Origin of the sequence: Protofrankia sp. BMG5.30 (genome assembly GCF_001983005.1) — a bacterium.
Taxonomy (GTDB): domain Bacteria; phylum Actinomycetota; class Actinomycetes; order Frankiales; family Frankiaceae; genus Protofrankia; species Protofrankia coriariae.
This window is the reverse complement of sequence record NZ_MOME01000033.1, coordinates 1-15918: the sequence shown is the minus strand read 5'-3', so window position 1 is coordinate 15918 and position 15918 is coordinate 1. Positions and strand designations below refer to the sequence as shown.

Below are 15918 nucleotides of genomic sequence, written 5' to 3'. Positions count from 1 at the left end.
GGTATCCGGCGATCCTGCGGAAGGGCACACCGAGAAACCGCCCAGGGGAGCGGGCCAGCCGGTGGGCTGGAAACTGCCGCCGTCCCAGTACAGCGCCTCTCCCCGAAGCCCGTCGTAGTATTCGGCGCCGTTGTCGGAGCGGATCACCCAGCGGGCGCCGTGGCCACCGAGAACCGTTTCCAGCGGAAAGGTGATGCGGCTGCTCGGCGGTGTGACGACCTGAAAATGCTGGTTGGTTCGCAGGCACAGCGCGACCACGTCGGCGAGCCAGGAGGACAGGCCGACCACCGGACGGTCCTGTAGCGCGATGGCGGCCTGAGCGGTGAGAACGTCGATGGAGGGGTGGCTCATGGCGTCACTGCGCTGACACCCGCGGGGCTTCCGGCACTTCCCGGCTTTTCAGAGCCTTCGTCCTGGATCGGCCATACGACGCCGCCGAGGAGGCGGACCAGTTGGTGAGCGAATCGCCGTGCGATGTCCTCGGCCCCTTCCCGGGCTGATGTGGCGCGTGCCTCCACCCACCACAACGGAGAATCGATCATGGTTACTTCGGGTCCGAGTAGCCGTTGGGCTTCGCCCGGGACCTGGACGAGCACGGGGCCTTCGATGGACACGAGCGGCCGGCCGTCATCGTCGGCGAGCTGTATGACGGCGCCGTGGGAGACCGGTACGACCCGCAGCCGTGGACTGGCGGCGACCAGGGCGGTGACCGATGCCTCGATGTCGGGCCTGACGCGGCAGAGCGCGATCACGTCGACGGTCATTTCCCGCTGTCCTCTGCTGCCAGGGCCGTCTGGACTGTGTGTGCCGGCATGCCGGGCCGGACCAGCAGCCCGCGGCCCGGTGGCATGCTCGACGCCCGCACACCGGTGAAGAGATATCCCTCGCCGCGGTCCCCGGACATCACCAGGCCGACGGCGCCGGACTCCCGCAGGCTGAGAGTGAACGGCTCGTAGAGGCCACGGGCCGCACCGGCGACCCGGCGGGTCATCACGACATGCAGCCCGATGTCACGCGCGGAGGCGAGGAAAGGTACGAGCGGGCTCAGCGGCTGGCTGTTGCCGGCGACGAGCATGTCGTAGTCGTCGACGAGCAGCACGATCCGGGGGCCGGCGAAGGTGYGCTCGCCCGACACGTCGCCCGACACGGTGGCGGTGGGGTCGTCGGGAAGCCGTTTGGCCAGTTCGCCGCTGACGGCCGTGGCGAGTCCCTGCGCCAGGGCGGCGTTCGGCGCGTAGCCGCCGTCGTACTTCTCCGGCACGTCCCGGCGCAGCCCCCGGCGCGGGTCGAAGATCGCGAAGACGAGCTCGGTGTCGCTGTACCGGTCGACGAGGGCGTTGACGATCAGCCGTACCAGGTTGGTCTTCCCGCATCCGCTGTCCCCGAGCACCACGAGGTGCTGGTCGGCGCCGAAGAGATCCACGGTGGCCGGCTGGAGATCGGCCTCGCTGACGCCGATCGAGATGGCGGTGGGGCAGGCCCGCGCGCCGGGCAGCTCACCGGCCGGGAGCACGGCGGGCAGCACCCGCACCCCGGGGGCACGGGGGCCGACCCACGCGGACCGCGCCGCTCGCACCGCCTGGACGAGCCCGGGGCCAAGGCTCGCGGGCTCGGGCACCGAGTCGATGCGGGGCAGCGCGACATGCGCCATCAGCTTGCGGTCGGTGAGCGCCCGACCGGGACGGCCGTCCCGGATCGTCTCGTCGAGCCGGCGTTCGATTATCCGATGCGGCGCGGGCAAGACCACGGCGTCCGCGCTGCTTGGCGCCGCGTTCGCGCACTACCGGCACGATCGGGTGCTCATCGTGGAGGCTGATCCGGGGCTGGGCACTCTACCCGACCGGCTCGGTGCACCCGAGGCTCGCTTTCCTCTCGGCGATCTGGCCAGGATCGTCGCCCCTTCGATGTCCTTCGAGCGGGTCGTCGAATACCTGGTCGCGTTGTCCGACGGCTACTGGTTGGTGCCCACCGGCCAGCGGCAGGTCGATCCGGCGCTCTACGAGTCCGTGGCGATGACCCTGAACCGATACTTCGCGATCACTGTGGTGGACTGCGACACGATGCCGAGCGAGCTGGCCCGTACCGTGCTTGCCGGGGCGCATGCCACAGCTCTGGTGGCGCCGGCCAYGGCCGAGGGCGTGACGACGACACGCAACATGCTGACCCGGTTCCGCCCGGAAGCGCTGGCCAGAGCCGTGGTCGTCCTGACGGCCACCGCGCCCCACATGGCCGTCGACCTCGACGAAGCGGCGGCGCGCCTGCGGGTCGGTGGCGCGGGTGTGCTGACCATCCCCTACGACCGGCACCTGGCGGCAGGCGGAAGGATCCAGGCGCCCCTGCTGGCGGAAACCACGCGGGAACGCACCGCCCGCCTCGCCGCCGACCTCCTCGACCGGGCGGTACGCAACTGACCCCCCACCGGGGGGCGTCCCAGATCCGGGAACGGAGCGATGACGTGGCTTTCGCCCCCGGTCGCCTCTGTTTTTCGACGGCACGGCTCCGTTCGCGATTGCCGGGCCGTTCTCCCGCGCTGGGATGCGGATCCGGGGTTTTGCCGGCTGTTCTGGCTAGCGGGAGGATGGTAGGAAAAGGATGGTGTTGACGTATCGGTGGCCGCTGCCGGTCAGTACCGCTCGAAGGTAGCCGTGGTGGGCCAACGGTGCCATTTCCCGCTGGTGGCCGACCAGATCGAAGTCGTCCAGTGGGTGCATTCTCCCGCGGTCGAGGAACCAGCCCCGGTAGTGCCAGCTCCGTAGCAGTTCCAGGGTCGCGGCCGCTGGGCTTCGACTGTCCTCGATCTCGACGACGAGATTCGGGCGCCAGCGCCGGATAATTCCTTCCGCACCGCGTAGCACGGCGAGTTCGTGCCCTTCCACGTCAATCTTCACGAGTCCGACGTCGTCGACGTCGAGGCTGTCGAGACGGACCGTCTCGACCTTCACGGTGTGCTCGGTGTGCTCGGCGTGCCGGCCGCCCTGGGGAAGCAGGCAGGCGCGCCCTTCGGTGCCCCGGCCACCCGGTGGCAGCCACAGCTCGGCGAAACCCTCCACATCGGACGCGGCCTTCGGCACCACCGTGACGTTCGGCCGGCAGGTGCGGGTGACGAAGGCGGCCAGCTCGGGGTTTGGTTCCACCGTCACGACGCGGCGGGCGTGCCGCGACATCCAGTGGCTCCACGGGCCGTACCAGGCGCCGACGTCCAGGGCGGTCTGTCGCGGTGTGACAAATGTGCCCACCCGGCGCAGTATCGGTTCGAACCGGCGGTGGGCCACGGCGACCGCGGTCGCGAACATCCGGTCGGGGGCCAGTTCGGCGAGCACGTTCACGACAGTCAAGAACGGTTCCTTCCCGATGTGGTGTCCGCTGTTTTTGACCGCCGTTTCGGACACAGTGTCCCGGACCCGCTGAAATCGTCCGGAAAAAGCAGGTCAAATATATTCTGGACAGCCCGTCATGCCGCTGCTGGAGGACGCCGAAGTGAATGCGGAGCGACGTGGAATCAGTATGCCCGAACCTGGCCCGGGCAAGGGTGACCGCGGTGGGGAGGGTCGTGAACCGGGCTGACAGTCCGAAACGGCTGTCGGGCGTCCGGAATATTTACGATCATTCTTCTTTCGTGCCCGGTTCCGGGATCACCGAAGCATTGTCCGGGTACGGATCGCCCGATTCGGGTGTGCCGGCGGCCGGATTTCTGGTGGATTCGGGGGTGGGGCCGGGCTGGTCGGGCCGTGGCGGGATGCTTTCCGTCCGTTTCGCCACCCGCGGAGCCCGGCCGTGGAACCGGCCTTTCGAACCGCGCCAACGGCGTTACGGGCCGGCCGGCTTTCGGGTGGGCGGCTCCGGGAGGGTACCGGCTCCCGCGGCAGTCGGTGCCCTGTGACGGTCGGCGGCCTGGTCAGATCAGACCCGGATCAGACCCGGATCAGGCTCAGATCAGGCTCAGATCAGGCGTGGCCACTCCTCGTACAGCTCCCGGAGCACGGACAGGTCGAACAGGTGCCCGGCGACCGGCGCCGCCGGGCCGGTGGACAGCAGCCGGATGTTGGCCTCGATCAGGGCGTCGGTCATGGTGAACAGGCCGTCCCGGCGGGTCTGCGCCGTCTGGACAAGGTCGTTCAACGCCCTGTTCTCCGCCAGTTGTTCGCGGACGTCGAGCCGGAGCGACTTCGCGTAGACGTCGGTGGTGAGCTGGGCCGCGAGCATGGGGTCGGCCAGGTTCTGCTTCCAGCCGCGGACCTCGGCCGTGAGGAAGGCCTTGACCGTCCCGCGCGCGGCGGTGAGTGCGTCAGCGGTCACGACGTACACGTTGGAGACCAGCGGATACCCGTGATCCGCGAGCAGGAACGTCGAGCAACCGATCCCCTGCCGGGCGAGGGCCACCGGCACGTCGGCGACGGAGGACAGCGCCGCGTCGACCTGCCGCTGCGTGAGGGCCTGCGCGAGGGCCTGCGCGTGATCGGGGACGACGACCTGCCGGACCGCTGTCGCGGGAACTCCCGCGGCGGCCAGGAACGACGCCCAGACGGCCGCGCTGCCCATGGCCGTCGCGACCCGCATGCCGATCATTTCCTGTGGTGTCCGGATCGGCCGGTCCCCCAGAGAGACGATCGCCCAGGGGGACTTCTGCCGCTGGGCACCGATGATCCGCAGCGGCGCGCCGGCCGCGGCCTCGCGGGCGACGGCGTCAGTGGTGGTCACCCCCACGAAGGCCGCGCCCGAGGCCACCGAAGCCGTCACGCTGGGGAAGCGTGGCCCGCTGCCGTGGAAGCGCGTGGACGTGAAGCCCGCTTCACGGTAGTAGCCACGCTGATCGGCGACGAGTGAACCAGCGAACTCGACGCCGGGCGTTCCCGGCAGCCCGAACGTGAGCGCCCCCGGTCCTGCCGCGCTCCCGGCCGCCGTCCCCGGGCGGGTGGGCTCCCGCAGCTGTCGTACCGCCCACCCGGCCGTCCCGGCGCCCACCCCCAGGCCTGCCGCGGCGATGCCTGCGAGCAACAGGCCTCGGCGGGAGGGCTGGCGCTGGCGGTCTGCCGAGCGCCTCGTCCGACCGGGCCGCGGACGGGGCCGCGGCGGGTGCGGGCCGGTCCAGATGGGCTGTTCGATGGTGGCCGGGTCGCTGTAGGACGGCTCTGTGGGTGCCCGCCGTGGCGCTGTCTCCTCCCACGGCGCGGGCTGCGCCGCGTCGGTGGCCGGCAGTTCGATGCCGATCGTGTCAAGATCGTGGACGGTGTACTCGTAGTCACTGGAATATGGCCGGTCGGTCAGCGCGCAGGACATGGTCGGGGCCTCGTAGAAGGCTTTCGCGGCCGGCCAGGCGTTGGTCGTCGGCGCGACGCTCATGGCCGACCAGTCGTTCGAGGTCATCAGCGGGCCCGGTCGCGCGGCGCGCAGCAGAGCCTGCAACTGCCGGCGGATGCGCTCCGCCGGCGGGCGGGCGGACGGTTCCTTGGCCAGGATCGGGCTGAGCACCGAGTAGGCCCGGGTGGCCCGTGTCGGTACGGTCGGGGCTTCGTAGACCACGGCGTGCATGGTGGCGAAGGTGGTGTCCCGCCCGAACGGGGAGATGCCCTCCGTGGCGTGCAGCAGGGTCGTCGCCAACGAGAACAGATCGCTGGCGGGTCCGCCCTCCTCACCGCGGATGCGTTCGGGAGCCATGTAGGCAGGTGTGCCGACCAGGCCGCCCGCGGCGGTGATCCGGTGATCGGTCTCGTAGACGGCGATCCCGAAGTCCGTGAGCCGGACGGTTCCGTCAGAGGTGATCAGAACGTTGGACGGCTTGACGTCCCGGTGCAGAACGCCTTTGCGGTGACCGTGCGCCAGCGCGTCCAGCAGGGCGATACCTATCCGGGCGACTTCCCGCTCGTCCAGCGCGCCGTCGCGCGCGATCATTGTTGCCAGTGAGCATCCGGATACCAGATCCATGACGATCCACTGCGCGTCGTGATCCTCGACCAGGTCGTGAACGGTGACCATATGGGGATGGACGCCGAGCCGGGCGGCGTTACGCGCTTCACGGCGGGCACGTTCGATCAGCATCTCGCGGTCACGGACCGGGAGATGGTCAGGAATACGGATCTCCTTCAGCGCACGTTCGACATTGCTGTCGGTGTCGAACGCACGCCAGACTGTCCCCATCCCCCCCGAKCCGAGCCGCTCGACGAGCCGAAACCGCCCGCCGACCAGATGCGTGACCAGGTGCCCGCCTGGTGTCATATGCCCGCCTTCGCCCTCGCTGCGCAACACGTGCTCAACCCCATGTGACCTCCGTGCCGATGTCCTGTTGCTTTTCGCCGATATTAGGCGTCGGGACCGGCGCCCTTTGGTCGACGGGTTCGCTGACCCGCCGGCGGGGCCCACGCACAACTTCCACCAGGAATATGATGGACCAGCGATACGGGCCGCCTGTCACTGATTTGAGGAAGCGCGGGTTCCACGGCGATGGGTTCCATGGCGATGGTATGCGTTCCACCCTGGGAACTCTGTGACTGAGATAACCTCTTGTTTGGCGTTCGGGTGGCTGCCCGGCCAGGATCTGGCAGGTATGCGGCCCGTTCGGCAGGCGGGCCGGTCGGGTGACCCGTCGATTAAACCGTTATCTCAATGCGCTGAAAAGGAGTGGAGTGTGTTGCGGGCGCAACTGGCCCACCCCTGATGGTTTCCGGAGCTGATGGTTTTCGGGGCTGTCGTGCTTGTGGGTGACCATACTCACGCTGCCGTGTCCGGTGGCGCCCGTGTTCTCCGGAGTGTCCATGTTCACAGTGCCGAGTTGTTCACAGGCCCGCGTGCGCAGTGTCATGTTCGCGGTGACCGCGCCCACGTTTCGTTCGCGGGTGGCCATGCTCACGTCCGGGTGCTCGTGTCCGGGACGCGGGGCGGGTCCCGGGGCCCGGCGCGTCGTGGCCACGGGACCGTGTCGGCGATGTCTTCGGACCCGCACGACGTGGCCGTCACCGCCGATGGTCCGCATCGGCGGTGGGCTGTCAGGTCCGTCACGGGTGCGCCCTCCGGCCCCGCCAGGCACGCCCCGCATGTTGTCGGATGTGTGACAGATGATCTGTCTGGTTGCCGACGCGGCCGCGTGGCCACCTCGCTGACCTGCGATGACAGATGCCGCTGCCGTAGGGGCCACCTGGCCCGCCCCGGGCGGACAGTGGCCGATCCGACGTCCACGACGGACATACAAGCTGTACGTACACCCTGTATGTTCTTGTGATGGAGCGGCCGTACGGCCGTACGACGTCGACGCCGAAGGGCGGTATTGCCGTGGCGGTGGAGTGGCGCTACTCGTTGCGGATAGGGACGTACCTGGCCAAGCAGAAAGTGCTGCGGCGCAAGCACTTCCCGCTTGTTCTCGAACTTGAGCCCCTGTTCGCCTGCAATCTGTCGTGCACCGGTTGCGGGAAGATCCAGCACCCGGCTTCCGTCCTCAAGCAGCGGATGAGTGTCGAGGACGCCATGGCCGCGGTGGAGGAGTGCGGCGCGCCGGTGGTCGCGATCGCCGGTGGTGAGCCGCTGATGCACCCGCAGCTCGACGAGATCGTCCGTCAGCTCGTTGCTCGCAAGAAGTTTGTCCTGCTGTGCACCAACGGGCTGTTGCTCCGTAAGAAGATGGCGAAGTTCACACCGTCGCCGTATTTCACCTTCATCGTCCACATCGACGGGCTGCGGGAGCGGCACGATGCGGTGGTGGAGAAGAACGGCACCTTCGACGAGGCGATCGCCGCGATCGCGGAGGCCAAGGCCGCGGGCTTCCGGGTGGGCACCAACTCCACCTTCTTCAACAACGACAGCCCACAGGACGTCATCGACGTGCTGGCCTACCTCAACGACGAGGTGAAGGTCGACCAGATCCAGCTCTCGCCCGCCTATGCCTACGAGAAGGCCCCCGACCAGGAGCACTTCCTCGGGGTCACGCAGACCCGCGAGCTGTTCTCCAAGGTCTTCGCCGACGGCCGGCGCGCCAAGTGGCGGCTGAACCACTCGCCGGTGTTCCTGGACTTCCTGGAGGGCAAGCGCGATCTCTCCTGCACCGCGTGGGGTATCCCGAGCTACTCGCTCTTCGGCTGGCAGAAGCCCTGCTACCTGATGAGCGACGGCTACGTCTCCTCCTACAAGGAGCTGGTCGAGACCACCGACTGGGACGCCTACGGCCGGGGCAAGGACCCGCGCTGCGCGAACTGCATGGCGCACTGCGGCTACGAGACCTCCGCGGTGCTCGCCACCACGTCTTCGCTGAAGGAGTCCCTGCGCGCCATGCGCAGCGTCTGACCGGCAGCGGCGTCTGAGCGGTGTCTGAGCGGCGGCAGTGCCGACCGGTAGTGGTCGGTAGTCGTCCGCCGATGGGTAGTCGTCCGCCCGATGGACGACTACCCATCGGCGGACAGCCACTGCTCCGAACGTATTTCTTTACATGATTCCTGTCGGGAGCTGGCCGCGTCGATCGTGGCCGGCTCCTCGTCGTGCGTGGATCCGGGGGTGACCGGTGCGAGAGCGCCGGTACACAGGCCCTGGAGATGGCCCACGGACGGAGACGACCTACGGAACGGCGTTCTTCGCCACCAGGCCGTTCTTCGCCTCCAGGCCGACCAGYAGGCGGTCCAGCACCTCGCCCGCCTCCCGGCGCGCCTGCGCCGGGTCACCGGCCCGGCCGATCAGCAGGCTCGCCTCGGACAGAACGGCCGCCAGCACCCGGGTGAGGGGCATGACGGGCAGCGGGTCGATCCGGCCCTCCTCGATGGCCCGGGCCAGCCATTCGGCGAGCAGCCGGTAGCCGTAACGCTCGACCAGGACGTCCCACGCGTCATGCCCGAGCACGGCCGGGCCGTCGACCAGGACGATGCGCTGGAAGTCACTGTCGGTGCAGATGTCCAGGAAGGACTGAAAGCCGGCGCGCAGCTGCTCCCAGGCGTCCGTGTCCGACTCGTCCGTGGCCCGCTTGAGCTCGGTGGTCACGAGCTGTTCGGCGACCTCGAGCGCGACCTGCTCCATGACGGCGCCGAAAAGATCCGCTTTGTCGCGGAAGTGGTGGTAGAGGGCGCCGCGGGTCACCTGCGCGTCGGCAACGATCTCCTCGGTGCCGGTGGCGGCGTAGCCCTGGGTGCCGAACCGTAGCCGGGCGGCGGCCATGAGAGCCTGTCGGGTGGCGGCTGGATGCTCGCTCCCACCGGCTCTGGCCATTCGTCGATTATGTTGCACTCAGTCCTCTAATGAGCGAGTTAAACCGTAGGAATGTTTGTCACTGTGCTAGAGCCCGTCAAATGCTTTTGATCATATAACGCTATCGGCCGGTCGCGCCATCGTCAGACTACGGCCGGTCTCCTTCACGATGCGCCCACGCTCGCACATGTGCCGGATCCGCGCGACCGCCGCACAATCACGGGCCGCCCACATCGCCGCCCACATCGCCGCCCACAAGGCCGTCCGCAAGGCCGTCCGCAAGGCCGTCCGCAACGACCAACATCCACCGGACACGATCTAGTCTCGGCATCATGACGACAATCGAGCCGCCCACAACGACCCCGGCCTGGGGCGAGCCACGCAGCAAGACCGTCACCTGGCATGATCCACTGCTTACCGCCGCGGTGGGGCGGACGATGAGCGGTCTGGACTTTCTCCTGGCGATCCGGGACGGTCGGGTGCCACCTCCGCCGATCACCGCTCACTTCGACTTCGGGATCAGCGAGGTTGCCGAGGGCGACGTCGTCTTCAGATGTCTTCCGGACGAGTCCGCCTACAACCCTCTCGGCACGGTTCACGGCGGCCTTGTCTGCACTCTGCTGGACACGGTCACCGGATGCTCCGTGCACACGACGCTGCCGGCCGGCTTCGGGTACACGTCCATCGAAATCAAGGTCAGCTATCTTCGTCCGGTACGGGTGGTCAGCGGCCGTCCCGCCGAACTGACCGCGCACGGCTGGGTCACCAAACCCGGCCGTCGGGTCGCGTTCGCCGAAGGGGATGTCCGCGACGCCGCCGGCAAGGTGGTCGCCACCGCCAGCAGCACCTTTCTGGTCTTTCCGCTCGAGAGCGCCGCTCCAGGCGCGTAGCGCGGGCCGTTCACGCGGTCCTGCCCGTTTGCGGGAACACGGCTGCCTACGGGGAGGCGGCTGCCTGCGGAGGGACAGCTGCCGCCCCGGCGTCCAGGCAGCGCCGGAGAGCGACCGTGTCGGACGCCAGGGCGCTGACGAGGACACCCGGCCCGGCCAGGGGGAGCGCGGCGAACGTCCCGGTGCCGCTACTGGCATCGGCACCGATGCCGCCGCTGCCGGTGGTGCCGGTGGGACTCCCGCTGCCGGTGGGGCCGATGGTGCCGGTCGTGCCGGCGGGCAGGCCCAGCCCGTCCGGGCCGGGGCCTGCGATCAGCAACGCGCCGATCACATGGGCGCCGCCGAGGACCGCCGGCCCGTGCAGGCCCGGCGCCGCCGCATCCAGGCACAGGGCCTGCCGGAGCAGCGGCCGGGCACTCCGGGCTCTCCGACCAGCGCCGTCGTTCCGCCGGATGACGCCCGCTCCGGCGTTGTCGGCTGCCCCGGCCGTGCCACCGCCCGGGCGGCTGCCGGTGTTCGTGTCGATGCCATCCATGCCGTTCCGGACACCGTCCGGGATGCTCCTGACGTCGTCCCCGACACTGCCGGTGACGTTGGCAGCGCTGTCCTCGTCCGCGGTGTCGTCCTCGACGTCGACCCGCAGGGTGGACGAGATCGAGCCGGGCGGCTCCCCGAAACGCCCGAGGACGATCTCCTCCCGCCACAGCAGGTGGGCGTCCGCGGCGAGCCTGATCGTCGCCCGCATCAGGTGCCGGCATCCGTGGGCGGCCACGGTCGGCTCGGGCAGGTACTCCAGCGCGCCGCCCGGCCCGACATCGGCGTGGACGTCGAACAGCGACGGCCGCTCGTCGTGCCCGGGCAGCGCGACGGTCGCGGCCGTCGTGCGCAGCACCAGCCGGACCCCCGCGCCGACCGTGACGTCCAGCCGCAGCTGGTCACCGGCAAGCGGCCCGGCCGCGGCGTTCACCAGATACACGGTGACGGTCGGCAGCCCGTCCCCGGGCCGCGTCCGGCTGCCCGTACGCCGCAGGACCAGCGGCACCTGCGACCTCAACTCGCTGACCCGTACCCCGGCAGCCTGAATCCGGCCGTCCCGGATCCGCCTGTCGTGCGGCCTGCCACCGGTTTCGTGGTTGTTGGTCCCGTTACCGTGGATCCGGCTGTCGATCCCGTTGCCGCGAGTCTCGTGGGGGTCGAGCTTGCTGCCAGTTGTGACTGGTTCGATCCGGATGACCGCGTGCGCACTGATCGACGTCCGGCCGATGCGTGCCGGTGGCCGGCCTGGCCCGATACCGATCATCCCAGTGTCCGTTTTCCCTTCCGTCCGTCACCTCGTCCTTGATGCTCTGTCCTCGATGCTGTCGCCAACCAGCGCCGCCGCGAGCACCCCGAGCACCCAGTTGGTCACCTTGGCCGCTCCTGGTTGCGCCGTCAGCGAGGTGAACAGCACCGGACGGTCATGCCGGACCCGTTCGGCGTCCCGGGCCATGACGCCGAGGTCCGCGCCGACGAGCGGCGCGAGATCGGTCTTGTTGATGACGAGAAGGTCGCTGTTGGTGACGCCAGGGCCGCCCTTGCGGGGCACCTTGTCGCCGCCGGCCACATCGATGACGAATATCTGCCGGTCGACGAGGCCGTAGCTGAAGGTCGCGGTCAGGTTGTCGCCGCCGCTTTCGACCAGGACCAGGTCGAGTGGGCCGAAGGCCGTCTCCAGGTCCTCGACGGCGTCCAGGTTCGCGGTGATGTCGTCCCGGATGGCGGTGTGCGGGCAGCATCCCGTCTCGACCGCGCGGATGCGCGCCGGGTCGAGCACGCCGGCCGCGCGCAGGAAGTCGGCGTCCTCGGTGGTGTAGATGTCGTTCGTCACGACCGCGAGCCGCAGGGTGCCGGCAAGGGCCCGGCACAGCGCCGCGACCAGCGCCGTCTTGCCGCTGCCCACCGGCCCACCCACACCGATGCGGACCGCCCGGCCGTCCGGCCGAGCCCCCGGGCGTGCCTCCGGCCGCACGTCTCCGACTACGCTCGGCCGCGTTGCCGGCGGCGTCGACGGAGACGTTGGCTGCTGTGCCGCTTCGGACGGGTGCCCGGCGCCGGTATGCCGGGCCGGGCCGCCGCCCGCCGCGGGGGACGTCTGAATGTCGTGCTCGCGATGCATCCCTACACCTTCCCGAACTTCTCCCGGCCTCGCACCCACGCCCGCACCGCCCTCCAGGCAGGCCGGCCAGAAGAGGAACGCCTCCCGCCCCGCCCCCGCGCCCACAGCCGCGCCCGCGCCCGCCCCCGCACGGTCTGCCGGATCTGCCTCGGGTTCGACGGCTCGCGCTCCAGCCCACGCCCGCCCCCGCACGGTCTGCCGACCACTGTGGCCGCTCCTCCACCCCAGGCACCCCCGCGATCACCATTCGCGCAAGATCATGATTGTTGATGTTGTCAACCAGCCATTGGGGCCGCACATCCCCCGTCGATCATGTTATTGAGCGCGGAAGTGGCTGCCATGACAGCTATCTGGTCCCTCGATCGTGTGACATGACAATTTTGATCGCGAACGAAGGGCGGAACGGTTCCGGTTCGGCGTGTGGAGGCGCGGCGTGGGAAAYGCGAGGTGGTGGGTGTCGGCGGAAAGTGCGCCGCCGCTCCATTCGCGACTCCCGCGACGGCGGGACCGGATGGGGCGATCTCCGAGGAGTCGGGGGTGGGCGCGGATTGCTGGTGGTGGGGGTTGGGTGGTCATTCCGTTGGCTGACTTCTGGGGGGAACCGGCGGGGGCGTCGGTTTCCGGGCGGCCTGGGGGCGTGGTGGGTACGATGCGATCACTGCAACCGAGTCGGGGACGGTCATGGGAAGCGTTCGACGTACGCGTCTGCTGGGCGCGTCCGTGGCATGGGGCGTCCTGGCACTCGTCATCGCCATCGCGTTCATCATCGACGGTGCATCCGATCCCACGGCCGGCTCCGGGGGGTCGAATTCCTCGTCGGGAACGGGCTCCATTTCGAAACCGGCGCTGGCGCCGGACGAATACCAGGCCGTGCTGACCAGGGTCGAACAGGCGGTACGCCCCGCCGTGGACCGGCTTCTGGCGGCGACCACGCTCGCGGAGGTCGACTCCGCGCGGATCGACCTCGCCACGGCACTGCACCAGCAGTGGGATTACGTCCAGACGATCACACCGCCTTACCAGGCCCGTGAGCAGCACGGTATGTTGGAAAGCGCTCTCCTCGTCTGGAACAGGCTGGAGAAGGACATCTCCTCGGCGGACGTGGCGAAACTGAATTCCTGCGGCGTACAGAACGCACTGCAAACGCAGTTGTACGAGGCCAAGCGAGATGTCTACCGGGCGGTGAAGTCCGGCACCTACAAGACGGCCATGGCGAGCTTTTCCGAGATCAGTCTGAAGTTCGGTGAACTGATGTTACCGCTGGAGCCGGCGGCTCCTCAGATCACCGATCGGCGCGCGGCCAACGGCGCGATCGTCCAACGATCCGGCCGGCGAGGGTACGGAAGCCTGCGGATCAAAAACGGCGATGTCACCGACGTCGCCGTCCTGGTGGCCAACGGAGACCCGTCAGACCCTCAGCTCACTGTTTACGTGCGGAGCAACACCAGCGCCACGGTGGCCGGGATCGCCGGCACCTACTGGGTCTACTTCAAATCCGGCAGCGACTGGGACGCTGCCCGCCGCGGATTCACCCGGGACTGCTCCTTCGAAAAGTTCGACGACTCGTTCGACCCGAACACGAACTGGGAGATCAGTCTCGAGAAGACGTCCACCGGCAACGCCACGACCAGCACGGTCCCCGCATTCTAGAACCACGATCGGTATCGTTCCCACCGTAGTTTCCCCGCTGACTGCCCTGTGGCGGAATCCGTAGACACGCGCCGGCCCGCCCGGCGGTCCGGATCATCCCGGCACCCTGATCTCCCAGCACAACCTCGCTGGCGCCTACCGGCTGGTGGGTCGGGTGGCGGAGGCCGTCGGCCTATACGAGGAGACGTTGGCCGGCATGCTGCGGGTACTTGGTTCGGATCATCCCAATACCCTGGGCTCCCAGAACAACCTCGCCAACGCCTACCAGTCGGCCGGCCGAGTGGAGGAGGCCATCGGTCTGTACGAGCAGACGTTGGCCGATGCCCTGCGGGTTCTTGGCGCTGAGCATCCGTTTGTGGCCAAGGTCAGGGGAAATTTGGCTGTCGCGAGATCCGTCACGAACGGTACGAAACGTCGTGGGTTCATCAGGAAGCTGCTTGGACGCTGAGCGTGTCGATCGGGGCCGACAGGGCTGCTGCCTCGATGGTGACGCGGTCGACGCCGGCCGCCCGCCAGGCKAGCGGCGGTCGTCGGCAGAGCTCCAAGCTGACCGCGCTGAGCCGGATTTGACGGCTGTTCCAGGCATGGTTAAGGTAATTCTGCACTCGTTGATCCGGGTGTCATAAACTGTGCCGGACATGGGGGCCGGCAAGAGTAGGTGTATCTGTAGTATCAGATACAGATTCGTGGAAAAGGCGGCCGTTTTTTGCGGTCGCCTTTTCTGTTGCCTAAATTTACAGTGGTGGTCTGGAACTCGCGGTTGCGAGGGCCTGGATGCCGTTGTCCGTCATATGGCTGGGGTAAACGAGAAGTGTCCGGAATCTTCCGGGTCTGACTGTCGCTTCGGGCGTCAGGAGGCGAACATGCGGATGGTGGCGGTGTGGTGGTGTTCGGCGAGGAGTTCCAGGCGGGGGGCGGTGGTGGCGGGGAGGTCCGCCGGGGGGTGGTTCGACAGGGCGGCCGCCTCGGTGGCGGTGCGGTCGATGGCGGGGGTGAGGCGGGTGAGCAGGGCGGTGACCGCCAGCGGGTCCAGGCCGAGCAGGCGGGTCGCGGCCGAGGCGGGGCCGCTGACCGTGCCGTAGGCGACGGCCAGCGCGGCGTCGGCGGGGGAGAGGCCGGCGTGTGCGGCGACCAGGCCGAACGCGACCGGATGGTGCGGCGCCGGGACCGGGCAGGACAGCCCCGGCCAGGCGGCGCGGCCCGCCCGCAGCAGCGCCCGGCCCTGCGCGCGGCTGGCGGAACGCTGCGCCGGCGACGGCGTCCGCGCGTCCAGTTCGACGTCCAGTTCGATGATTGCCCTGGTCGGTGTCGTGACGGTGCTGGCGACGTCGGTATCGGAGGAAGTAGCGATCTCCTCCGGGTACGGCCGGTTTGACGACGGCCGGGGTGGCGCGGCTGATGGCTGTCCCGAAATAGTGACCGGGAGGTTCCCATCCGTATGTGGGCTGCGGGTCAGCCGGCAGGTGGCGGCGGTGAAGGCTGCGGAGACCAGGCCGGTCGTGGCCAGCCGGCCGCGCAGGAAGCGTTCGAGGCCGGTGAGGTCGGTGACGCTGCCGTCGCCGGTCGCGGCCTCGATCCCGCCGGAGTGCGCATGACCACCCGCCGGCAGCCGCCCGTCCGCCAACAACAACAACGCCGCCCGGCTCGCGTCCACCATCAAGCGTCCTCCCAACAGCAATCTCGCCGACGGCGATCTCCCGACAGTCGTCAACAGCGAACGACCGTGACCGCCAGACTCCCGTAGTGCGTTCTGCGGGGCACAACATGTCCGCGCCGAGCCGCGTCTTCCGCCGCAGAAATCAGACCCGAAGAAGCGTACGACAGCGGTAGTATCTGGGCGTGACGCAGGTAAAACGCAAGGTTTCAGACACCCTTGATGTCGACCTCGTCTCGGCGTTCGAGACGGCGGGCGAGAATCTGTCTGTTCAGATCAACATGGGCATCCGGAGGGAGTGTCTCGTGATCAGTGTTTCCGGCGGATTTGATCAGTAGGTCTCAGCGGACGGCCAGCGGTCACTAAACGTGATTGCCATCGCGTCGATCACGGGTTTCCACCGGACAGCCCAC

Annotated in this window: 14 protein-coding genes and 1 pseudogene; 6 read left to right on the top strand and 9 right to left on the bottom strand. The window is 68.7% G+C overall.

Annotation, left to right across the window (positions count from 1 at the left end; translation table 11 throughout):
* Positions 1-72: 72 nt before the first annotated feature.
* The 3 genes and pseudogenes from BL254_RS29560 to BL254_RS17395 all read right to left on the bottom strand — a co-directional run.
* Positions 73-351: pseudogene (locus BL254_RS29560) on the bottom strand (DUF6177 family protein); the annotation flags it as partial.
* A complete protein-coding gene (locus BL254_RS17400) occupies positions 348-764 on the bottom strand; it encodes a hypothetical protein (RefSeq protein WP_052914493.1) in 417 nt (138 codons plus the stop codon). The pseudogene BL254_RS29560 and the gene BL254_RS17400, both read right to left, overlap by 4 nt.
* A complete protein-coding gene (locus tag BL254_RS17395) occupies positions 761-1651 on the bottom strand; it encodes a hypothetical protein (RefSeq protein ID WP_139342362.1) in 891 nt (296 codons plus the stop codon). The genes BL254_RS17400 and BL254_RS17395 overlap by 4 nt, the downstream gene beginning before the upstream one ends.
* Between BL254_RS17395 and BL254_RS17390 the strand changes: the two genes are divergently transcribed.
* Entirely contained in the window at positions 1626-2411 is a 786-nt protein-coding gene (locus tag BL254_RS17390) for a hypothetical protein (RefSeq protein ID WP_076844091.1), read from the top strand. The genes BL254_RS17395 and BL254_RS17390 overlap by 26 nt on opposite strands.
* 156 nt (positions 2412-2567) lie before the next feature.
* Here BL254_RS17390 and BL254_RS17385 read toward each other — a convergent pair whose 3' ends face one another.
* Positions 2568-3326, bottom strand: coding sequence for an FkbM family methyltransferase (locus tag BL254_RS17385; RefSeq protein ID WP_235433437.1), 759 nt, complete (start codon positions 3324-3326; stop codon positions 2568-2570).
* A gap of 613 nt (positions 3327-3939) precedes the next feature.
* Positions 3940-6213, bottom strand: coding sequence for a protein kinase domain-containing protein (locus tag BL254_RS25215; RefSeq protein ID WP_052914494.1), 2274 nt, complete (start codon positions 6211-6213; stop codon positions 3940-3942).
* 1050 nt (positions 6214-7263) lie between these two features.
* Here BL254_RS25215 and hpnH point away from each other — a divergent pair.
* Positions 7264-8268, top strand: a complete 1005-nt coding sequence (gene hpnH / locus BL254_RS17370; protein WP_043605048.1) for an adenosyl-hopene transferase HpnH — start codon at positions 7264-7266, stop codon at positions 8266-8268.
* Between the two features lie 267 nt (positions 8269-8535).
* On the opposite strand, the gene BL254_RS17365 is transcribed toward hpnH, so the two are convergent.
* Positions 8536-9177, bottom strand: a complete 642-nt coding sequence (locus tag BL254_RS17365; RefSeq protein ID WP_047222578.1) for a TetR/AcrR family transcriptional regulator — start codon at positions 9175-9177, stop codon at positions 8536-8538.
* A gap of 148 nt (positions 9178-9325) precedes the next feature.
* Here BL254_RS17365 and BL254_RS27245 point away from each other — a divergent pair, with 148 nt between their 5' ends.
* Together BL254_RS27245 and BL254_RS17360 are read left to right on the top strand one after the other, a co-directional pair.
* Positions 9326-9478 (top strand): hypothetical protein, encoded by a 153-nt coding sequence (locus tag BL254_RS27245; protein WP_175648406.1) that lies wholly within the window; start codon positions 9326-9328, stop codon positions 9476-9478.
* Positions 9479-9488: 10 nt separating this feature from the next.
* Positions 9489-10046 carry a PaaI family thioesterase gene (locus BL254_RS17360; RefSeq protein ID WP_047222579.1) on the top strand — a complete coding sequence of 186 codons (558 nt, stop codon included), beginning with the start codon at positions 9489-9491 and terminating at the stop codon, positions 10044-10046.
* Positions 10047-10092: 46 nt separating this feature from the next.
* Here BL254_RS17360 and BL254_RS17355 read toward each other — a convergent pair whose 3' ends face one another.
* A complete protein-coding gene (locus BL254_RS17355; RefSeq protein WP_052914495.1) occupies positions 10093-11346 on the bottom strand; it encodes an urease accessory protein UreD in 1254 nt (417 codons plus the stop codon).
* Positions 11347-11373: 27 nt separating this feature from the next.
* Positions 11374-12201 carry an urease accessory protein UreG gene (gene ureG, locus BL254_RS17350; RefSeq protein ID WP_076844088.1) on the bottom strand — a complete coding sequence of 276 codons (828 nt, stop codon included), beginning with the start codon at positions 12199-12201 and terminating at the stop codon, positions 11374-11376.
* 681 nt (positions 12202-12882) lie between these two features.
* Here ureG and BL254_RS17345 point away from each other — a divergent pair.
* Positions 12883-13851, top strand: coding sequence for a hypothetical protein (locus tag BL254_RS17345; RefSeq protein ID WP_052914496.1), 969 nt, complete (start codon positions 12883-12885; stop codon positions 13849-13851).
* 106 nt (positions 13852-13957) lie between these two features.
* Positions 13958-14299, top strand: coding sequence for a tetratricopeptide repeat protein (locus BL254_RS17340; protein ID WP_083731164.1), 342 nt, complete (start codon positions 13958-13960; stop codon positions 14297-14299).
* Between the two features lie 402 nt (positions 14300-14701).
* On the opposite strand, the gene BL254_RS17335 is transcribed toward BL254_RS17340, so the two are convergent.
* Complete coding sequence (locus BL254_RS17335; protein WP_076844084.1) at positions 14702-15508, bottom strand: urease accessory protein UreF; 807 nt, start codon at positions 15506-15508, stop codon at positions 14702-14704.
* Between the last annotated feature and the right edge of the window lie 410 nt (positions 15509-15918).